The organism is Dyadobacter sp. BE31 (assembly GCF_031457695.1).
Taxonomy (GTDB): domain Bacteria; phylum Bacteroidota; class Bacteroidia; order Cytophagales; family Spirosomataceae; genus Dyadobacter.
In genome coordinates this window covers 313,654-335,749 of the sequence record NZ_JAVDXA010000007.1, presented here as the reverse complement: position 1 = coordinate 335,749, position 22,096 = coordinate 313,654, and the positions used below count along the sequence as shown (strand labels likewise).

Sequence of the window (22,096 nt, the reverse complement as noted above, 5' to 3'; positions counted from 1 at the left end):
AGGGTCAGATGTGGTCATGAAATAGTCAGATGTTGTCATGAATGGTGAAATGTTACTTTCCGCTGCCTGCCTGTTGCTTGGCTTTGTCGTAATCATAAAACCATTTGAAAGTCTTGTCATAATCCTCCGCGCCGACGCGTTTGTACCATTCTTCATATTTAGGCACCAGCTTTTTGGCGATTTCGGGCTGTTTGTCGAACTGGTCGTATAACTCCGTCCGGTCTTTTTCCACGTCGTACAACTGCCATTTCTCGGTTTTTTCCGCCACGAGTTTCCATTTGCCGTCGCGGATGGCGCGGTTGCCTTCGTGTTCCCAGAAAATCGGGTTCTTTCGGTTGACAGGCTTGCCCGTAAATGCAGGTTTCAGACTGGCACCTTCCAGCGGCTGGATCGTATTGCCAGCATAAGTAGAAGGGTATTTCGCACTGCCGAGATCCACCAGCGTCGCCATTATGTCGATAATGTGGGCCGGCTGGCGTTCAAATTTGCCATTGCGCGCGGCAGGGATACCCGCAGGCCACGAAATAATGCCCGGGGAAGAAATGCCACCCTCGTGCGTGTGGTGCTTGTAGGCCCAGAATGGCGTGCAAGCCGCTTCCGCCCAACCCTGACCGAGGAACACCGTGGATTGAGCCGTACCCGGCTGATCGCCCTCATAACGGCCTTCGATACCGGGCTCGGCATTACCGCCGTTGTCGGACACGAAAAGGATCACGGTGTTGTCAAACACACCGCGTTTTTTCAGCCCGGCTACCAGGTCGCCGATGCTTTTGTCGAGCCGGTAAATCACCGCGGCGTAAATCGCCATCATGTCGTCGTAACGTTTCTTCTCCGCGTCGCTCAGGCTGTCCCATTTCTTCACATTCGGGTTAATGGGCGGCAGCTTCCACGACGGGTCCACCAAGCCGAGCTTGATTTGCTTCTCGTACCGCTCCTGGCGCAGCTTTTCCCAGCCTTTCAGGTATTTACCGCGGAATCGGGCAATGTCCGCTTCGGGTGCCTGCAATGGAAAATGCGGCGCATTATGAGCGAGATAGAGCATAAAAGGCTTTTTCTCAGCCACCGCCTCGTCGATGAAGCGCAGGCCGTAATCCGTCCAAAGATCGGTCGAGTACCAGTCTTTCGGCAGCTTGTCCGAGTCGTTGGGGATTTCCTGCCCGTTCAGGTACAGCTTCGCATTGTTGCCATTAGCATAATAAAAACCGCCCGCAGGTGCGTGCAGTGAGCGGTCGAAGCCACGGTTCGACGGATACACACCATGCTGGTGCCCGACGTGCCATTTACCGGTCATCGCAGTAAAGTAACCGGCACTTTTCATGACTTCGGCGATCGTCACGCTGTTATGGTTCAGTTGCCCTCGGTAGGCGGGATGGTCGGCGCCTTTGTCGTCCATCATATGGCCGATACCCGCCTGATGGCTGTACACCCCGGTGAGCAGGGCCGCGCGCGTGGGACAGCAGCGGGCGGTGTTGTAAAAATTGGTCAGCCTTACGCCATTCCGGGCCAGTTCGTCGAGGTTAGGTGTCGGGATTTCGCTGCCGTAACAACCCAGATCCGCATAGCCCAGGTCGTCGGCCAGGATCACGATCACATTGGGTTTCTTTTGGGCAAAAACAGTCTGCGCGGCAGTGAGTACAGCCGCCAGCAGAAGCCAGCTGATTCGTTTTTTAAGCATAGGATAAATGATTATTTCAAAAACTTATTGATACCGGATTGTGACCTTCTTCAACTTGCCTGTAAATGCGAATGGCGATTGGTACTGGTCCGAAACCGGGAACTTCTGGTCGCGGCCGACGTCCGTACCATCGATCTGCCGCGGTCCCTGCACCTGTGCCTGCGTAGCCGCGAAGCTGCGCTCGCCTATCTTTTCGTCGTTGATATAAACCGTCTCCTTCCCTACCGACTTGCTGCCTTCCGAAGGTCCGGTAAATTCATATATTAGTTTGAAATGCACCCGGCCGGTTGGAATGGCGGCATTGGAAGCCACGTGATACGAATCCCGGGCAGTTTTGTGCGCATAATGTAGCTTCCCGTCCTTCACAAACAGGCTGATACCGCTCTTTTCCCCTCCTACCGCAAAGAGTACGCCCTCCTCTTTGCCCGTGGCAATATCCGCTTCCGCATCCACGGTAAACGACCGTCCGTCGTACAACGGACTACTTACGCCCACGAGGTTATCGATGCCCGGGAAAAGGGTAATTTCGGGCACTTTGCCATAAACCGTCCGCCCGGCAGGCATATCATGAGCGGTAAAATCTTTCAGTGGGTACACGTTGTACTTCTTCGCTTCCTGATCGAAAACGGCCTGCAACTCTTTCAGCTTTTCCGGATTTTTAGCAGCGAGATTGATGCGCTCGTTGAAATCCTCGTTCAGGTTATACAACTCCCACACATCTTTGCTGAAATCCACCGACTTGCCCGACGGATCGGCCTTGCTGCCCGCGTCGAAACCTTCCCAAACCGAATGCCCTTTCGAAGCCTTCCAGCCGTCTTTATAAATCGATAATGCACCGGCGATCTCATAATATTGCACCGTGTGCCGCGAAGGTGCATTCTTCTGATCCACCGCATAGGCAAGACTCGTCCCCTCAAACGGCTCCTGTTTATAGCCGTTGATCACCTTCGGCGCCTCGGCTTTCGCCAATTCCAATGTCGTAGGCAAAATATCGTTCACATGCCCGTACTGATTACGGATGCCTCCTTTCTCCTTAATGCCTTTGGGATAATACAGCACCATCGGGTTGCGCGTACCGCCCTCGGTGTTGGCATCGCCTTTCCAGTAACGGAACGGCGTATTGGCCGCGGCCGCCCAGCCGATAGGGTAATCCGTGCTCGACTCGTCGGTACCGATCAGATCACGGGCATTCAGAATGGCGTCAATGCGTGCTTCACCTTGCAGGCGGTTGATCTGCGGGCTGATGGTACCATGCTCGGTACCGCCCTTACTCGCCCCATTGTCACCCAGGATCACCGCAATGACGGTATTGTCCAGCTGATCGATCTGTTCCAGGTAATTCACAATACGCCCGATCTCATAGTCGGTGTATGTATAAAATGCCGCGTAAACTTCCATAAAATGCGCATAGGCCTTCTTTTCTTTTTCGGTCAATGCAGCCCATTCTTTCACGCCCGGGTTACGTTCGGGCAGTACGGCGTTTTGCGGGATAATACCCAGTTTCTTCTGCCTCTCGATCACAATCTCGCGGTATTTGTCCCAGCCCATATCGAACTTGCCCTTGTACTGGTCAATCCACTCTTTCGCTACCTGGTGGGGCGAATGCGTGGCGCCCGTCGCGAGGTACAGGAAAAACGGCCGGTCGGCATCCACGGATTTTTGATTGGCGATGTACTTGATCGCCTTATCGGCGAGGAGTTCGTTCAAATGCCTGGTATTCGGCTCGATATCGAGCTTCGTCACATCCTCCCACAGCTCGGGATGCCACTGGTCGGTGGCGCCGGGCAGGAAGCCGTAATAATGATCAAATCCGCGCCCGGTAGGCCAGCGGTTGAACGGCCCCGCCTGTGAGTTTTCGGTCACCGGCGTAAGGTGCCATTTACCTAACGCGAATGTAGCATAACCATTCTCCCGCAACACCTCGGCGGCAGTACCTTTCTCGAAAGGGATGTAGGTATCATACCCCGGAAAATCAACCGCGGCGGGCGTCAGCAGACCCACGTGCGCCGAATGATGGTTCCTGCCCGTAAGCAGGGCTGCGCGCGTAGGCGAGCAAATGGCGGTGGTATGGAAGTTGGTGAACCGCAAGCCGTTATTCGCCAGCCTCTCGATGTTCGGGGTTTCTACCAGTCCGCCAAATGCCGTCGTAGCGCCGAAACCCGCGTCGTCAATGAGAATCCACACCACATTGGGCGCGCCTTTCGCAGCCTTTTTATTGTATTGAATATGAAACGGCGTCGATTCCTGCAATGTCTTACCGGCCTTGCCGTTCCAGGGTTGCTGAGGGCTGTGCTGCGCCAACACCGGCTGAACGGCCAGACCGCCGGCAAGCATTACCGCACTGATTTTAAACAGGTTCTTCATTTTATCGGGGTATTAAAAAAATGACTATTCCTCAGAAGCTCCGGCGCCGTGCGGCGATGCACCGCCGGAAGCGCTTCCTGGCGCATATTCCGGGTTCAATTGAGTGGGGACCGGCGCGTTGGTCTTTTGCTTCCAGGCTTCGAGCTTCTCTTTCAGCTCTTTGGTTTTACCCGGATTGGATTCGGCCAAATCTTTCGTTTCACCGATGTCCGCGCGGATATTATACAGTTCTACATGCCCGTCTTCATAAAACTGGTGTAGCTTGAAATCACCGGAACGAATGGTACTTGCCGGCCTCGTGCGGAATGCGTCCTTGTTGCGCTTGTCGCCCTTGTAGGCTTCGAGATAGGCAGGGAAATGCCAGAAAATATCTCGCTGCGCAGCCGTTTTGCCTTCCAGAAGCGGGGCGAAACTTTGTCCGTCCAGATCCGCATTCAACGGTTTTTGAATATGGGCCACTTCCAGCAATGTCGGGTAAAAATCAATGCCGATCACCGGTGTGTCGGTCTGTGAGCCGGCCCTGGTTTTGCCCGGCCATTTCACGATCAGCGGCACGCGTACGCCACCCTCATAAAGCATTCCTTTGGAGCCGCGCAACGGGTGCTGGGCGGTTACGGCGCCCATTCCGCCGTTATCCGAGAAAAACACGACGAGCGTATTCTCAGTCAGGTTTAAGGCATCGAGCTGTTTCAAAACACGGCCTATTCCCTCATCGGCGCTCTGGATCATCGCCGCATAAACAGGGTTATAGTGGTAGGCGTCTCCTTTTTTGGATTTGTATTTGGAAATAATATCCGCCTTAGCCTCAATGGGCGTATGCACGGCGAAGTACGACAGATATAGAAAAAACGGTTTCTGTTGATGATTATCCAGGAACTTCAGGGCCTCGTCGGTTAGCCTATCGGTGAGATATTCCCCCTCCTTGCCGCTGGTAATGCCTTCGTGCGGCGATGCCTTTCCATCTTTATTATAAGGATAAAAATAGGCGCTCGTGCCTCCTGTCCCGGCTATTACATGCTCAAATCCCTGTGCATGTGCATCGGCGCCCTTGCCTTTCCCGCCCAGCTGCCATTTGCCGATCAGGCCGGTACTGTAACCCGCATTTTTAAGCTCCTCTGCGATGGTTACCAATGAAGGGTTCAAAACCGTGTTATTCTCGACAGGGATCAGTTTGCGATCCACCGAATAGCCGCGATCGGAATTACCTACGGTGTAAATACCGTGGCGCGGTGTGTATTTGCCCGTCATCAGCGACGCGCGGCTCGGTGCGCAGTTCGGTCCCACGGAATAGGCCTGCGAAAACCACATCCCCTCTTTCCGGAGCCGGTCGATGTTCGGTGTTTCGTAGTATTTGCTCCCCGCCGAACTCAGGTCTGTCCAGCCCCAGTCGTCGACAAGGATGAAGAGGATATTGGGCTGATCTTTTGCCTGTGCCTTCGCACAGGCGGGTAACAAGCTCAGCAAAACGGCTATTTTCAGAATGGTCCTTTGCATCATTTCCAATGTTTAAAACCTTTATTCCCAACCCGGGTTCTGCAACAGCTTCGGGTTCAAATCCATTTCACGTTGTGGGATCGGGTGCAGGTAATGTTTCTCGGCGGCGTTGGTTTTGCCGGCAGCGTGCAATGCAGTGATCATCCGCTTGGTGCGGATCAGGTCGAACCACCGCTGGAACTCAAACATCAACTCCAAACGGCGCTCGTGATAGACCGCCTCGCGGAACTCGTCTTTGCTCAAACCCGACAATACATCCAATCCCGCGCGCTTGCGAACGCGGTTCACGGCAGCATACGCATCGGCGGTGGGGCCATTACCCTCGTTCAATGCCTCTGCATAAATCAGTAGTATCTCGGCAAACCGTATCACCGGAATGTTCTTGGCCGATTCCGTCGGGTTCACGATCTGCGCAGGATCAAAATACTTGAAAAAGCGCGGCGGGAATGTGATCTCCTTTCCGGTGGTAGGGCTTACAAGCGAAGTAAAAAACGTCACATCGCGGCGCTTGTCCTTCTCACTGAACAGCTTATACACATCGGCATGAGGCTCGTCCGTCCCCGCCGATGCCACCCCGGGTATCCCTACCGGCGTGGCCGACGAAGCCAGGCGGTTGCCCTGCCCATTGACATTGGATTTACATTGTACAGAGAAAATATGCTCTTTCCCGTTCTTGGTAGCCACATTGAAAACATCCGCAAAATTCTCGAACAGATCGTAACCATAAGGGCCATTGATCACTTCGAGGCTCTTTGCAGCAGCTTTGTCCCATTCCTGGCGCGTCAGGTACACCTTCGCCAGGATGGATTTGGCGGCACCGCCGGTAGCCCGGCCGGCATCGGCTCCGGTAAAGGAATTGGGTAATGCTTCCGCGTCGGTCAGGTCCTGGATAATCTGCTTGTACACATCCTCCTTGGGCGTGCGCGCCACCTGAATCGCCTCGTTACTCAATGAGCTATTTTCTTCGAGGATCAGCGGAACATCGCCCCAAAGCCGCACCATATTGAAATACAGCAGCCCGCGCAAAAACTTCGCTTCATTCACAAGCCGGGCGCGCAGAGCGGCGTCCATTTCAATACCCGGAATGCGCGCTATGGCAATATTGGCCCGGTTAATAGCCACATAACTTTCCCTCCACAGCTCATCCACGCGGTCGTTGGTGGTAGAATGCGCCAGTACGGAAATCGTGCGCACGTCGGCATTCGTTACACGCAGGCCCGCGATGGCGTCGTCGGACATGATTTCGAATGCGAGGTGAAACAGCCGGTTATACATCGTAAGCCCGCCGTTGTTCAATGCAGCATTGTATACGGCCGTCACGGCGGCGAGGGCGTCGCTTTCGGTCTTGTAAAATTGTTCGGTGGTAATGAGGGAGGCAGGATCCTCGTTCAAGTCCGTGCAGGCGGTGAAACTGAAAATGGCGAGTATCAGTAATAGTATCTTTTTCATATGCTGTCAATGGTGGTCAAGCGTGGTCATTTACGGTCAGGTGTGGTCAAATGCTGTCAAGTGTAGTCAAGGTTGGTCAAGTGTAGTCATTTGTTGTCAAGTATTGTCAGGGTTGGTCAGGCGTGGTCAAGTATTGTCAAATACAGGTCAGGGTGGTCAGGTGTGGTCAATGGCTTCGTTCGCATTCAATGACTATGAATGACCATACCTGACTACAAATGACCACACCGGACAACACTTGACCATACCTGACAATACTTGACCACACCTGACTTTATCTGACAACACCTGACCCAAAATACTTAGAATGAAATACTGAGACCGCCAAGGAACGACTTGCTGCCGGGGTACACGCTGTAATCGATCCCCTGCGTGAGCGTACTTTGCTCGTTGCGGCTCACTTCGGGGTCGAAACCGGTGTATTGGGTCCAGGTAAGCAGGTTGGCCGCCGACACGTACACTTTAACCTGGCTCGCATGGATTTTGGAAGCAATGGCCTTAGGCAAATTATAGCCCAGCGTCACGTTTTTCAAGCGCAGGAACGACGCATCCTCCACGTACCGGCTCGTGTTCACAGCCGCCGGATCCTCGAATGCCCGCTGGATCACATTTGTCGGGTTTGTGGGTGTCCAGCGTTCCAACGCGGTTACCGAGGCATTCTGCTGGCCGGTCAGGAGTTCGAGCTGCTGCTTGTTCTGGTTGAAAAGCTTGTTGCCATAGGTACCCTGGAAGAAAAAGCTGAGGTCGAAATTGAGATAGGACAAGGTGTTGGTGATCCCTCCCTGAAATTTCGGCTGCGCATTGCCAATGAGCGCCCTGTCGTCCGCTTGCGTGATTTTACCATCACCATTGATATCGACATAGCGGCGGTCGCCCGGTTTGGTAGTGGCCGGGTTAATGGTCGGCAGGTTGGCAATATCGTCGCCGGTCTGGAACAGGCCATTCGTTTGATACCCATAGAATGACCCGAGCGGCTGGCCTACCTTGGCGATATTGGCGCCGGAAATGATGTAATTAGCACCATCCCCGAGAGTCAGCACTTTATTGCGGTTAATGGAAAACACGAAATTGGTATTCCAGGTGAATGCGCCGGTGAAGTTCTCGGTGCTGATCCCCAGTTCTATCCCCTTGTTTTCTACGGAGCCGTAGTTCTGCAATGCGGTCGATTGCCCGGTCGTGTAAGGGATCGGCACATTCAGAAGCAGGTTGGTCGTCTTTTTGTAGTAGGCGTCAAACACGACATTGATGCGGTTTTTGTACAGTGACAGATCAATGCCCGCATCATATTGCGCAGTGGTTTCCCAGCCAAGATCGGGATTTGCAATGCGGTTCGGTGCAAAGCCAATGTAGGTTTGCCCCCCGAAGAAATAGGTATTGGAATTCAAAGTCGCCAGCGAAAGGTACTGCCCGATCTCCTGGTTACCCGTCACCCCGGCGCTCAGGCGGAGTTTCAGGTTGCTGATGGTTTTGTAGTTTGAAAGGAAATCCTCTCTCGAAATATTCCACGCAAATGCCGCGGAAGGGAAATAACCCCATTTCTTATCCTTTCCAAAGCGGGAAGAACCATCGGCCCGGCCACTCACCGTGAAAATGTATTTCTGGTCGATCGAATAGTTGATACGCCCGAGCCAGGAGTTCAATGCCCAGGCCGACGAGCCCGAAGACGGCTGGCTGTACACCGAGCCGCTCCCGAGGTCGTTGTACTCCAACTGGTCGGTCACAAACGCCTCGGATGCAGCTATGGCACTCTCGGTTTCAAATGCCTGCTGCGTATACCCGACTACAACGTTGAGTGAATGCTTCCGGTTAAAAGTTTTGGAATAACTCAATGTATTCTCGTTCAGCCAGGTCGACGAAAACTTGGTACCGACAGAAGCCTTGCCGGTCGGGTTGGAGTTCGCGCCCTGGTAGATATCCGACGGCACGTAGCGGTTCTGCTTGTTGTTGATCACATCGGCGCCAAACGACACCTTGCCCACCAGGCCTTCCGCAAAGGTATACTCCCCGTACACATTGCCGAGCACGCGATAGGTCTTGGTTTGGTTCACTTCTTTTTCCAACGTGGCGATCGGGTTACCCAGTGGCGTCTCGAACTCGCTTTGATAGGTATATTTCCCGTTGGCATCATACACATTCACCGTCGGCGGCATAGCGAGTAAGGCATTTACCACACCGTTATTGGCTACCTGCGCGGTGATTTTACTCGCGGTAAGGTTGACGCCCACTTTCAATTTGGAAGAAAAATCGCGGTCGAGGTTGATCCTGCCCGAATACCGCTCAAAATCGGTATTGCGCAGCACGCCGTTCTGTTTGAAATAATTCCCGGAAATCGAATAGCGCGTACGATCATCGCCACCGGTCAGCGATAGCTGGTGGTTCTGGATCGGCGCCGAGCGGAACGCTTCATTTTGCCAGTCGGTACCCTCGCCTAACGCGTCGATTTGTGCCTGCGTATAATAGGGCGCCTTCCCGGAATTGGCGCGCGCATCGTTTTTGAGCAATGCCCAATCCCTGGCGCTGGTAAGCACGTCCACTTTTTTCAACACTTTTTGGGTGCCGTAGTAGGCGTCGTATGTCAGTGTGTTTTGTCCGGCTTTCCCTTTTTTAGTCGTGATAATCACCACGCCATTGGCACCGCGCGAGCCATAAATCGCCGTAGCGGAGGCGTCCTTCAATACTTCAATGGATTCAATATCACTGGGGTTCAGGCTGGAAAGGGCATTGATACTCGGCCCGGCTGTCACACCGGCGCTGGCGTCGGCATTGCTGTTATACACCGGGAAGCCGTCGATCACGTACAACGGCTCGTTACCGCCGGTAATGGAGTTGCCCCCGCGTATGCGTATGCTCACGGCCGCGCCCGGCTGCCCCGACGTTTGCGTTACCTGCACGCCCGCCGCCGCACCCTGCAGCGCGCGGTCGAAAGAGCTGATCGGCTGTTTCAAAGCCAGCTGCGGCACCGAAGCTACCGAACCGGTAATGTCGCCTTTTTTCTGCGTCCCATAACCGATCACAACCACTTCGTCGAGCACGTTGGCCGTTTTCAGGACAACCTCCGCCGGCTCGCCGGTTAGTTCATAAATATCGATTTCCTGCCGCTGGTAGCCTGTCAGGTTCACTTGCAATGTAAATGGAAAATCATCGGGAGCAGGAATGGAAAACTTACCGTCGAGATCGGTAGCGGCATAGCGCGCTGTGCCTTTAAGGACGACCGTCGCTCCGGGGATCGTTTGCCCGGAGGCGTCCTTCACCACACCGGTAACCGTTTCCTGGGCGTAGGAATAACTAAAAAAGCCTGTCAGAAACAGGACCACGTAAAGGTACCTTCTCATTGATTGGTGTTAAGCGGGTTTAGTAAATTACTCAAAAGTGGAGCGTGGACTGCCCCATTCCGGGGCCCTGGCACCGAAAACGCAACGCTAATCCATATACGCAGTTCAGCGCATATGCGAAACCCTGCCCCTGTGTTTAAAGCATTACAGGCATTTGTAGATGTACCGTCTGGAAATGGTGGTTATTTCCGGTCGACAAAGTTTCAATAAAATACTTACTCTATAAATTTGGTGGGCAAAGTAAAGTTACATATCCCAATAATGCAAGCATCGTCCTGCATTATTGGGATATTTTAAGCTTATTGCTTTTAATAGGAAACGATTAATCGAGTTTGGTTACTTTCAGATCGGTAAAATGCCCGAGCGAACCCGGCCCGATCCACAGGCCCACACTCCCGCGCAGGTCTTTCCCCTGTTTGAGGTCGTTGACGATCAATGCGGGTTGTGAAGCGCCATTGATATACAGTTTGGCGGTCTCATCCTTCACCTCAATTTTCACCTTGGTCCATTCAGCCGGCACCATGTCGGCATAGGCCTCATATTTTTCCGGCGTTTCCTTGCGCAGCTTTTCCCAGGGAAACCCGGGCATCGACACGTATTGCGTAGAGTGGTTGCGGCGCACCTGGTCGTTGGCACGGCCATTGGTGGGACGGATGTAGAAAAGCTCCATTTTGGAAGTATCCGCAGCGACCCTGAATGCGATCCCCACAAACCCGCGAGCGCCTTCTCCGGCATTTGCCTGCGGCTGGCCCGAAATCGTGGCTTCAATGGTGCCGTTATGAAAATCCATGCCTTTCAACACGGCCAGCGTCTTTTCGTTCGTCGCCATTTTGGGCATTTCCAAGGCAATGGCAGATTTTCCTTTGTAATCTGCCGCAGCGACGGTCACCTGAAAAGGTGTAAGCAAAGCAGGTTTGAGTGCAATATCCTGTGCCCGGACAGAAGTGAGCAGACAAGACAAGGCGAATGAAAGCCCTAAGGCGGTGGTTGTGATTTTTTTCATGGCTGTTTTAAAGTAAAATTGGAATGGCTATCAAATACATAACCATTCCAAAACTACTTATTTGCCCGTATTTTTTCCAACGGCACGCTCAGCTCTTTTTTAATATGGCTATCATCCGATGGCATCCGCTGCACGAGTGGTGGCGGGGTGTCACCTATCTTCTTTTTGTAGACTTCCAGTAAGGCGAACAGCTCCTTCGCTTTGGCCGGATTGGTTTTCAACAGGTTATGCTGCTCGCCGATGTCGTTTTTGAGGTTAAACAACAATGTATCCGCAGCGGGAACGATCACTGCATTCCCTGCTTTTACATCCTTCTGCGGCAGCCGGATCTTCCAGTCGCCTTTGCGATACGCTTCGATAATGCCATTGGAATAATAGGCAAATTCATCGCCTTTCCGCTTCCCTGTACCAAACAGCACCGGGCTGATGTCCTCCCCGTCGAGTGGCTTTTTGGTTTGCGTTTTCTGACTGCCTGTGAGGCTGATAATCGTCGGATAAAGATCGAGTTGCGATGCCAGATCGTCATAAACCGTTCCCGGCTTGATTTTCCCGGGCCAGTAAGCCACGGCCGGCACACGTTGCCCGCCCTCGAAAGTAGTTCCTTTTCCTTGTCGTAACGGCCTCGCCGAGCCGCCTTCCACATCGAATATCAGCCAGGGACCGTTGTCGCTTGTGAATACAACCAGCGTATTTTCTTCCAGCCCGTTCTTTTTCAATGCGTTCACCACCTGCCCCACACTCCAATCCAGCTCCTCGATCACGTCGCCATACAGGCCCCTTTTCGATTTCCCCTCAAATTCCGGCGAAGCGTAAATCGGCACGTGGGGCATATTGTGGGTAATGTAGAGGAAAAACGGCTTATCCTTATTCTGCTCGATGAAGCGCACTGCCTCTTTGGTGTAGGTCTGGGTGATATATTTCTGGTTTACTTTAATGCTGTCTACATCATTGCCGCGCAGGTATACCACACCCATCATATCATTGCTGTAAGGAATACCGTAATATTCATCAAAGCCATTTTGCAAAGGCAAAAATTGCCTGTGGTGCCCCAGGTGCCATTTCCCGAAGATTGCCGTGCGGTAACCGTTCCCTTTCAATGCCTCAGCAATTGTCACTTCCCCGGGTGGAATACCGGTAAAACTTTCCGGGAAAAATACATGATCGATGCCGAGCCTGCGCGGGTACCGCCCGGTAATGAGCGCCGCGCGCGTAGGGCTGCACACGGGCGAGGTGGAATAAAACGAAGTCAGTTTGATACCGTTCGCAGCCAGCCCGTCGATATTCGGTGTGCGAATGTCCGTAGCGCCGAATGTACCGATGTCGCCATACCCCAGGTCGTCGGCGAGGATAACGACGATATTGGGCTTCCGGTGTGTTTGTGCCTGGGCGGCCAGCGATGCCAGGAGCACGGCCGCGCCCATTACTAGTCTTCTCATGGAAGGATATTTAAAATGTTACTTTCCCTTTTGTAATAAACCCACTTTCTCGTGATTCTCCTCCTTCTGCTCGATGACCAGCAGCTTTACCTTTCCATTGAATGCGAAAGTACCGGGATAATCCTTAGTAACCGGAGAATTGAGGTCCTTCCCGACGCTGAACCCGTCGGAAGAAGCCGAAGTGAGGTATTTGCTACCGATACCGGCCTGCTCTGCCGCCTTTTCGCCATTTACGAACAAAGTCAGTTTCTGATCGGCTGCGAATTCGATACGAATGGTGTTGCGACCTTCTTTCAGGGGTTGGGACGATGTCAGCACCACCGGTTTCAGGCCGTCGTTGAGCAGGTAATGCAATTTGTTTTGCTTTAAATAAAGGCTGCTTCCCCCCAGCAGGCCGCCGTTGGCGAAAATCACACCCTCCGCATTCTTTCCCGCTTCTATTTCCGCGGTAATGTCCACCGGCCCTTTTCCGATGTAGACCCGCGTTTTGATGGTCGTACCTTCGTAAATCACCGTTTTAGGACGCACAGGCGGCGGCGTAAGCCCGGCGCGGAAATTTTTGAGCGGGTATACATTGTATTTCTGCGCTTCCTCATCGAACAGCTTTTTCAATGCTTCCAGCTTTTCGGGATATCGGGCGGCAAGGTCGTTGATCTCATTCCAGTCTTCATTGATATTGTAAAGCTCCCATTTGTCACGTTTGAAATCCGCGATGAAATTGATATCGGTCGTTTGCTCGCCAAATGTATTACGCGGGTGATAAACGCTTGCTTTCCAGCCATCTTTATAAATAGCCCGGCCACCATGTAACTCGTAATACTGCTGCGTATGCCGCGCCGCAGCCTGTGCGTCATTCAGCGAATAGGCGAGCGATGTACCATGGAACGGCCATTGTTTGTATCCATTGATTTCGGCCGGGACCTTCACTCCGGTAAGCTCGATGGTAGTCGGCAGAATGTCCGTCACATGCGCGTACTGCGCACGTAGACCACCCCTATCGGTAATGCCCTTCGGGTAATGCACAATGAGCGTGGTATGCGATGCCCCTTCCGCATTCACATCGCTTTTCCAATAGCGGAAGGGCGTATTGGTAGCCTGCGACCAGCCCAGTGGATAGTTGGGGTAGCTGTACTCGGTCCCCAGCTTGTCATATTGAGACAACAGAAACTTGATATCGTCCCCAGCCGACTTCTCGGCCGTGCCCGCCGTGCCGGTGTAAGTCCCCTCCTTGCTGCCGCCATTGTCCCCTACGACGAGGAAAATCAGCGTGTTATCCAACTGACCAATCTGTTGCAGGTAATTTACTACCCGGCCCACTTCATAGTCGGTATACGAAAGGAAGCCTGCATACACCTCCATGAAACGGGCGTAAATCTTCTTCTCATCGGCCGAAAGCCCGTTCCAGGGCTTGATACCCGTCTGCCGCGGAGGCAGTTGCGTGCCTTTCGGCGCGAGTCCGCCGGCGAGTTGCCGCTGGAAAACTTTCTCGCGATACTCGTCCCAGCCGCCGTCGAACTTGCCTTTGTACTTGTCGCTCCACTCCCGCGCGACGTGATGCGGCGCATGCGCGGCACCGGTTGCGAGGTAAAGAAAAAATGGTTTTTCGGGATCGGCCGACTTCTGATTGGCGATGTAGGAAATAGCCTTATCGGACAGCAGCTGGTTCAAATGCTTTGTGTTAGGCTCGATATCGATCGGCGAAGTTTCCTCTACCAACTGCGGATGCCACTGGTCGGTAGCACCGCCTAGAAAGCCGTAGAAATGCTCAAAACCCCTACCGGTCGGGTAGCGATTGTAAGGCCCGGCGATAGTGAGGTCACGCGGTTGGTTGCCGTGCCACTTGCCCAATGCAAATGTGTTATAGCCATTTTCCTTGAAAATCTCGGCCACAGTACCGGCTTCAAACGGGACGTTACCATTGTAACCCGGCGCCCCGATCCCCAATTCGGCATGATGCCCCATTGCCACCGCATGCGGGTTCCTTCCCGTGAGTAGGGATGCGCGCGTAGGACTGCAAATGCCCGTGGTATGGAAGTTGGTGTAGCGCAAACCGCCTTGGGCCAGCTTTTCAAAATTGGGGGTATCGATCAGCCCGCCGAATGCGGACGTAGCACCGAAACCCACGTCGTCGAGCAGGATCCACACCACATTCGGGGCACCTTTGGGTGCTTTGGGTTGCTCCTGCCACCATTGCTCTGTCTCTTCGATCGTCTTGCCGATCTTTCCCTTAAATGGCTGAACGGGGTCGTGCTGGGCCGAAGCATGCCCGAAAACGGCAGTGCCGAGCACAAAGAGGCTCAGCCGCTGCCTGGTCAGGGCGGTTAGTAGTAGTCGTTTTAGCATAAAAATTTTAAGATAAATGGAGCAGGAAAAGCGGGCACGAGATATGTCGTGCCCGCGGGCGTAAACCTTACTTTACAGCCTGAAATCTTTCCAGTTTCTCTTTTTCGTCGGCCAATCGTTTGGCATCGGCTTTCAGATAACCGAAGTGGTGAAGGTCTTTATCGGCATTCGCCGCAACCCAAAGCAGGAATTTCTTGGCCTCGGGGTTGGAATTATTTTTTGCGATGGAAAAATGGATGTTTTCAACCGGCACATTTTTGACTTTTTCGGCTTCCAGCGTCGCAATCACCTGGTCCAGATTTTCCAATGCTTTTTCTTCTTTCGAAACGCGGCCGTTGCCATCCAGGTCGACAGGAATGATCGTCAGCCCTTCTACCGGCTTGCGGCTTTGCAGGTCATAAGCGAGACCTGGCGTCGTGTAAGTAATGCCTGTCTCATCTTTCAACAGTGCCTTAATTAAATGCTCATCAGCGCCGGCAATGGCTTTCCCCTTGATATTCTGTTGTTCATAACCAAAATATTTCGCGAACGTAAGCGGCGCCCCGGCTTTCTGCAAGCGCGTGTAGATCGTGTATTGCGTCGTCAGCGACTTGTCCTTTTCTGCGTAAATATCGTGGAAGAAAATCTGTTTGTACGTCTTCTCGTTCAATCCTTTATCGGCATATTCCTTCGCAAAAGCCGATTTCGCATTTGCCACCGGCAACAATGCATAACGACCGATTGATATGTACTCGCGCGTGTCCTTCACTTCCTTCTCCTGCTCATAGGCTTCAATCAGCAGGTCATATTTAGCCGGATCGGTGATCGTGCGCGTTTCGATCACAATCTGGGCCTTCGGGTTCGCTGCGGTGTATTCTTTGATCCATTTATCAACCAGCGGGTAAGCGAAACGCACGCCCGTGATGATGACCTTGTTTTCGTTGGTCTCCTGTGCAAATGCATTTGGAAAGGCAGCCAGCGCCAGACCTGCTGCCAGAAAGATTCTCTTAAAATTTTTCATGATGTAAAAAGTGATTGGGAGTATGGGCCAGTCGGCCCACAGCATAATGGATGATATATAACAGAGTGAAAATCAGATTACAGCAGAACATACCGCCGTCAGGGGCAGCTCAGCAACAGCGACAGGATGCAAGAGCGAAGGAACAACCGGAAGGGCCCACCATAGGCATGTCAATACTGCGCGAAGAATAACGATCCATCGATTTCATGTTTGAAAAAGATTGTGGTATTGATCTCGTCTGCTGGTGGTTAACAGACAAAATCTACTAATTTGATAGACAAAGTAAGTTTAAAGAAATTGAAAACGCAAGGGGTTGGGTTGAAATTCGTGGAAATTTGGATAAGAAAGGTGGTTACCAGACGACTTGCAGGCCTTCGCTGGCGTACTTCCGGATGTTTCTATCTATTGTGATGAGCGCACATTTCTGATGAAGCGCCTGCCAAATGAGCATTCGGTCGAACGGATCTTTGTGATGAGCAGCAGAAAGTTTGTAGAAAGAGGAACAAAGCTCAGTTGAGAGTGGTAGTATGCGGAAGTCTGCTTTAACTGTCGCTATCGCGAAATCCTCAGGATTTGCTCCATCCAGATCAAGCTTATGAATTGAACGCTTAATTGACATTTCCCAAAAACTCAGTGTACTGACAACAATTTCATTGCTTTTGTTTCTCAAAATACGCTGAACATTGGCAGGAAGCTTTTCAAAATCTGTAAGAGCCCAAATTAATGTGTGTGTATCAAGGAGGTAGGTCATAAGCCAAGGAATTCTTCTGTCGTCATTTTGAAATCGTCTGCAAATGTCACCGTCACTTTACCTTTCAGTCCTCCCAATTTCCTGGGTTCCTTGTTCCTTGGAAGCAAGTCTCCGGGAACAAGATACGCCTGGACTGCCTTCTCCTCACCGAACGTAACTCCTACTCTTTCTCCTTTTCTTAATTCTAAAAGAACCGATTCGGCGTTCGCTTCAATTTGATCTGCGCTGATGGTCATCATATCCCCGTGTTTAATGTTTGATACAATTTACGACATTTACTAAACACCTGCCAGTAAAAACAAGCCTAATGTCCGAACGGCGCGGCTGCATTATCAAGCACCTGAGGTTTCGATTTTCGCTTGTTCCACTTCTTGAAATCCTGCCAGATCGCCTCAGGGTAGAGGTTGATTCCATAGCTGTAATAAAAGCCGCTGAACCGCTCGCGGAATTCGCCGGAAGAGAGGGCGTTGCGATAGCCGATCTGCGAGTTGATACCTGCCCAGCGCAATGCGCGGTATTCGGCGTAGACGCCTACTTGCAGGGGAATGAAGTAATCTTTTCGCGAACCGGATGCAACGCTATCGAACAGGTCCCGGAAGCGGGTGCTTTCGTTCCCGATGCCTATTTCCAATGGCGTAGACAATACCCAACGCTTGTTGCGGATGGCGGTGTGCCAGTAGGCGAAGTTGGCGAAACGGACGTCGGTAGCGGTGTAATAAGAAAGGTTCAGGGGATTCGGAAACATCTTCCGCCAGTTGACCAACCTCCTAGCTGCATTATAGCCCAGCCAGTAGTAGCCAGCCGTAAGACGGTTGCGCTTTTCGCCAAAGGTTATCCCCGCATTGACCCCAAAAACATTGATATGTTTGTGTTGAATGAATGTCCCCCGCGCATCAAAATTGAAGAAGAGCTTGACTTTGTTTTGCGCTGACGCCGGGCCTGACGTGGCCGTGGTATCCGGCGAAACCTCAATTTTGGGCAAAGTAGCTGCGGATTGTGTAGCAGTACCCGATCTTAGGGCAGCAGTGGAATCGGTTTGGGCGTAAACGGGCCATTGTCCTGCAAGCAGCAGGGTTAACAGTAAAAAATTGATCTTGTTAGGGCGCTTACGCGGTTCTCGGAAACCGTATTCCATCTTGACTTCAACACTAAACGGCAACGGGCCTGCTTCGTTTTCGTCTTGTCAGGACCACCGGGGTATTGCAACAATTAACGCAAAACCGGCGAAAGAAATTTACGGATTAAAAAAATTTAATTTCCAAACATCAATTCACCCGCTTCGAGAGCGCATTCAATTCATTATCAGTGGGGGTTTCAGAAGGAACACCACCAGCCGGAACGTCGATTTTGGCTGCCCATACGATGGCATTCAGCACGAGTTTACGGAAGTTATCGTTTTGCCAGTTCTTATGCATGTGCCCGCCGGTAAAACCAAATCCCCGGCCGCCGTCCGGCCGCTCGAAGGCCCAGGCCAGGGTTTGCATTTCCTTTCTGGTAATCACCGCCTCGCGCACCGCGGGGTTGTTGGAATGCGTTCCGTCAGGCTTGTTCAGGGTGGATTCCGGTGGTAATGCCTGTAAAATGGGGGTTATTCCTTTCATACCTGTTGCGAACCGCATGTGGTAGTACCATTCATCGAGAATGCTGAAAGGCTTTACGCCTCGTGCGACGGGGTGATCGGGAAAGCGCGCGAAACTGGCTTCCCAAACAGGATTGACGGACCAGTTGGTTTCAAAATACCCTCCTATCCATTTCAAAAACCGGTCTCCGCCAGCCTTGGCATCTACTTCGAGGGAGAAATGCAAATTGACAATGCCGGTACCGCCCGCAATCAGCTTTTCCATTTTAGCAGCATGCACCAGTTCAAGATGATCGGCACCTCCCCCGTCGAGGTAAAATACGACGGCAGCCGCATTGTCCAATACCGATTCGTCCTGTGGCCATCCATTGCGGACAATCACGGCTTCTACGCCCGGCAGGCTGTCGTTGAGGGCTTTGGCGAGTAATGTACAGCCGCCATTATGCTCGTGTTCCCCTTTACCGTGGCTGTCGGGGCCAGCGATAAAAACGATCTTTTTCTGAGGAAACGTCCCCCTGCCGGCAGATTTAACCTGTGCATTCGCTGCTGTGCAGAGCAGCATGAAGCTCAAAATGAAAGTGCATATCCTGTCCATTGTTTCCCAATTTGGTTGACGGCCCGTTTCGGGGGCCAGTAACTGGGCTTGGACAGCATAAAAATCAGGCCATGGGTTACTTCATCGCAAGACTGATAAGCTCGGCAGTGTTCTTCACATTGGCCTTTTTCATGATACTCGCGCGCTGATTGGCGACGGTATTGGAGCTGATATCGAACTTTTCGGCAATGTCCTTGCTGCTCATCCCCTCGGTGAGGCATTTGAGGATCTGTTGTTCTCGCGGGGTTATGATTTTCCAGATTGATTTTTCCTGGACTTCCTCCTGCACGGAACGCGCGTCGCTCACGCGGGTGAGCTGCCTGAGGAGGTTTTTGATAATCACCGACGACGCATAAGGCGGAAAATAGAGCTCACCTTTTGCAATAGCCCGAATCGCGCGGAGCATTTCATCGCGACTGGTATCTTTTTCGAGATAGCCCGAAGCCCCGTTCAATGCCGACGAAAGCATGTAATCGGTGTTGTTGTGCATACTGAACACGAGAATTTTCGAGGACGGAAACACCGGCACGATCTGCTTAATCACTTCCAGGCCCGGCATACGGGGCATCGTCAGATCGAGCAGGATTACGTCGGGCTTCACTTTCTCGACCATATCCCATACCTCATCGCCATCCGACGCTTCGCCGGCAATGATCAGATCCTCTTCATCTTCGAGGAGGGTAATAATGCCCTGCCTCACTACCGAATGATCGTCTACAACTAAAATCCGAATAGGCATACGTGGTCAGCTAATCAGCAATAAGTCATTATAAATCAACCTGAACGACTAATCTCGTACCGCTGTCCACTTTGGAAATAATCTCTATTTCTCCATTCAAAAGCCGGGTGCGCGTACGGATGTTCTCCATCCCGTTGCGGGTCAGGAACTGTCCTTCTGACTTTAAATTACTAATTAAAAATCCTTTTCCGTCATCCGCAATTTCCAAAACGATGCGATTCTTATTTTGTTCCAATTTTATCTTGATCAGATCCGCATTCGCATGTTTCACGGCGTTGTTCAATGCCTCCTGGGCAATGCGGTACAGTCCGATCTCCATCGGACGGGCCATCATAATGCGTTCGCCTGTCTCGCCTTCGAACAAAATTCTGATTCCCGACACATCGGCTGTCTGCTGGCAAAGCAGCTTCAATGCCGACGCAAGCCCAAAATCGCTCAACACCGAAGGCATTAGATTAAACGATACCTGTCTGGTTGTCTGGATGATATCCTGGATCAGCGTCACCAGTTGCTCGAAACGTTTCTGGTGCTTCTCGTCGTGAGGCTGCACGGCCTTTAATTTTTCCGCATGCAATTTCAGGCCTGTCAGCATTTGGCCTATCCCGTCGTGCAGCTCCAATGCAAACCGCTTTCGTTCTTCCTCCTGCCCTTCTATCAATGCGCCTGCCCTGATACGGTCTTCGGCCAGCTGTAATTCATATTTTTCTTCTTCGAGACGCAGCAGTTCCTTCTGCGTTTCGAGAAGCTGGCTGTTGGCCTCTTTTAATCTTTGATTGGATAACTGCAATGCATCTTCCGATTCCGTCAGCATCCGCACAACACGGCGCGTGGTATTCACTACCGGCCTGAAAATCAACAACCCCTCCGCTACAAGCACGAGGATAGTCATTAAATCCAATATCCATTCAATGCGTTCCAGGTTTTGAAGCCGCTCAAAACTCTCCTTGTCAAACTGAAACACAATGCGGTCCATCTGCGACAGAAACCGTGGCTCGTTGACAAGGACTTGCGCTAACGCCCGCTGTTTCGCAGCCGCGTCGACACTGTCGTGGCTGATGATCCTTAAATTTTGGTAAATGCTGTCAAATACGGGAGCCAGCTCGCGGAACATGGTATCCAGGGGCTGGCTCTTCCAGGTTACAAAACCTTTTTCCACCGGCAGCCTTCTGGATACCAGGTCTTCGTGGCTGTCTTTCCACAATGTAAGCAGTGAGTTAAAGCTCACGGAGTCGCGATGCGCGATTCCGTTGATTTTCAACACAGCCAGCTTGGTAAGACGCTGACTGAGCATCCGCTGTCGCCCGGCCACGTTTACCAGCCGGCTGTCGTGGTTGAGGTTACGGATCGTACGCCTGATCAGAAACAGGCCACTCACGGTAAGCATCGCCACCACACACAATGCCACTACATAAAATCGGGTGAGGCTGCCCGCTACACGTTTGTCGAGTCTTTCCATTTGCTAAGCCCAGGGGTTGAAACCCCTGGTTGATGATGGTCTGCGACCGGACGGCGCTGCCGTCTTGGTGGGGTGCGCCTTCGGCTGCCCCTTTGAGCTAACCTATTTGCCTAATGCTTACAGTCCGATATATACGCGGTTCTCTTTTACCATCACTGGGAAAGTGTTGATCCGGTATTCGTCGTCGTTCAGGCACTGTCCGGTTTGCAATGAAAAGGTTTTTTTGTGAAAAGGACAAGCAACTTTCGGTTCTTCTCCATGGCTACCGATCATTCCTCGCGAAAGTGCCATTTGCTGGCGGTGCGGGCATTGGTTGTCGGTTGCATACCATTCTCCCCGTCTCGCAAAGTTGTAAATGGCAATTTGCTTGCCGCCGATAAACGCGCAGCCTCCGCCATCTTCGGGGATATCGTCGACGTAGCATGCCATGTGCCAGGTTACTGCATTAATTGTGTCGGTGATCGTTTTCATTTTGCTGTAAGGTTGGTCGTCAAGGCCAGGGGTTGAAACCCCTGGTTAAAAAATCTTTTTGCTATTGATTTGCTATTCTATTGCTATTCTTTTCCTATTCTTTTGCTATTCTATTGCTATTGATCCCCGGGTTAAAACCCGGGGCAATGGGATTTTTCATTTCAATCCATTTCCGTTGGCTTTAGCCGACGGGTGGCGTATGCAATGGGTTTATTTTCAATCCATTTCCGTTGGCTTCAGCCGACGGGCGGCGTATGCAATGGGTTTATTTTCAATCCATTTCCGTTGGCTTTAGCCGACGGGCGGCGTATGCAATGGGTCTATTTTCAATCCATTTCCGTTGGCTTTAGCCGACGGGCGACGTATGCAATGGGTCTATTTTCAATCCATTTCCGTCGGCTTCAGCCAA

Annotated in this window: 16 protein-coding genes; all 16 read right to left on the bottom strand. The window is 52.1% G+C overall.

From position 1 onward, the window contains the following. Positions 1–52: 52 nt before the first annotated feature. Positions 53–1,675: an arylsulfatase gene (locus J2Y43_RS29190; RefSeq protein WP_309990965.1), complete on the bottom strand. Its 1,623-nt coding sequence runs from the start codon at positions 1,673–1,675 to the stop codon at positions 53–55. A 24-nt stretch (positions 1,676–1,699) separates the two neighbouring features. Further along, complete coding sequence (locus J2Y43_RS29185; RefSeq protein WP_309990962.1) at positions 1,700–4,039, bottom strand: arylsulfatase; 2,340 nt, start codon at positions 4,037–4,039, stop codon at positions 1,700–1,702. Between the two features lie 24 nt (positions 4,040–4,063). Beyond that, entirely contained in the window at positions 4,064–5,536 is a 1,473-nt protein-coding gene (locus J2Y43_RS29180) for a sulfatase (protein WP_309990959.1), read from the bottom strand. An 18-nt stretch (positions 5,537–5,554) separates the two neighbouring features. Next, positions 5,555–6,982 (bottom strand): RagB/SusD family nutrient uptake outer membrane protein, encoded by a 1,428-nt coding sequence (locus J2Y43_RS29175; protein WP_309990956.1) that lies wholly within the window; start codon positions 6,980–6,982, stop codon positions 5,555–5,557. A 302-nt stretch (positions 6,983–7,284) separates the two neighbouring features. Further along, entirely contained in the window at positions 7,285–10,314 is a 3,030-nt protein-coding gene (locus J2Y43_RS29170; protein WP_309990953.1) for a TonB-dependent receptor, read from the bottom strand. 322 nt (positions 10,315–10,636) lie between these two features. Next, on the bottom strand, positions 10,637–11,317 hold the full coding sequence (locus J2Y43_RS29165; RefSeq protein ID WP_309990950.1) for a hypothetical protein: 681 nt from the start codon (positions 11,315–11,317) through the stop codon (positions 10,637–10,639). A gap of 53 nt (positions 11,318–11,370) precedes the next feature. Then, positions 11,371–12,753 (bottom strand): sulfatase, encoded by a 1,383-nt coding sequence (locus J2Y43_RS29160; protein ID WP_309990947.1) that lies wholly within the window; start codon positions 12,751–12,753, stop codon positions 11,371–11,373. 18 nt (positions 12,754–12,771) lie between these two features. Then, positions 12,772–15,096: a sulfatase-like hydrolase/transferase gene (locus J2Y43_RS29155; RefSeq protein ID WP_309990943.1), complete on the bottom strand. Its 2,325-nt coding sequence runs from the start codon at positions 15,094–15,096 to the stop codon at positions 12,772–12,774. 67 nt (positions 15,097–15,163) lie between these two features. Continuing rightward, entirely contained in the window at positions 15,164–16,096 is a 933-nt protein-coding gene (locus J2Y43_RS29150) for a hypothetical protein (protein ID WP_309990940.1), read from the bottom strand. 352 nt (positions 16,097–16,448) lie between these two features. Next, positions 16,449–16,847: a type II toxin-antitoxin system VapC family toxin gene (locus J2Y43_RS29145; protein ID WP_309990937.1), complete on the bottom strand. Its 399-nt coding sequence runs from the start codon at positions 16,845–16,847 to the stop codon at positions 16,449–16,451. Then, entirely contained in the window at positions 16,844–17,086 is a 243-nt protein-coding gene (locus tag J2Y43_RS29140; protein WP_309990936.1) for a prevent-host-death protein, read from the bottom strand. The genes J2Y43_RS29145 and J2Y43_RS29140 overlap by 4 nt, the downstream gene beginning before the upstream one ends. 65 nt (positions 17,087–17,151) lie before the next feature. Then, the gene (locus tag J2Y43_RS29135) at positions 17,152–17,982 is read right to left on the bottom strand and encodes a hypothetical protein (RefSeq protein WP_310226701.1); all 831 of its coding nucleotides are present in this window, start codon (positions 17,980–17,982) and stop codon (positions 17,152–17,154) included. 130 nt (positions 17,983–18,112) lie between these two features. After that, complete coding sequence (locus J2Y43_RS29130; protein ID WP_309990930.1) at positions 18,113–19,021, bottom strand: ThuA domain-containing protein; 909 nt, start codon at positions 19,019–19,021, stop codon at positions 18,113–18,115. Between the two features lie 76 nt (positions 19,022–19,097). Next, positions 19,098–19,760 carry a response regulator transcription factor gene (locus J2Y43_RS29125; RefSeq protein ID WP_309990928.1) on the bottom strand — a complete coding sequence of 221 codons (663 nt, stop codon included), beginning with the start codon at positions 19,758–19,760 and terminating at the stop codon, positions 19,098–19,100. Positions 19,761–19,788: 28 nt separating this feature from the next. Continuing rightward, complete coding sequence (locus J2Y43_RS29120) at positions 19,789–21,216, bottom strand: ATP-binding protein (protein WP_309990925.1); 1,428 nt, start codon at positions 21,214–21,216, stop codon at positions 19,789–19,791. 117 nt (positions 21,217–21,333) lie between these two features. Continuing rightward, the gene (nirD, locus tag J2Y43_RS29115) at positions 21,334–21,687 is read right to left on the bottom strand and encodes a nitrite reductase small subunit NirD (protein ID WP_309990923.1); all 354 of its coding nucleotides are present in this window, start codon (positions 21,685–21,687) and stop codon (positions 21,334–21,336) included. Positions 21,688–22,096 lie beyond the last annotated feature (409 nt).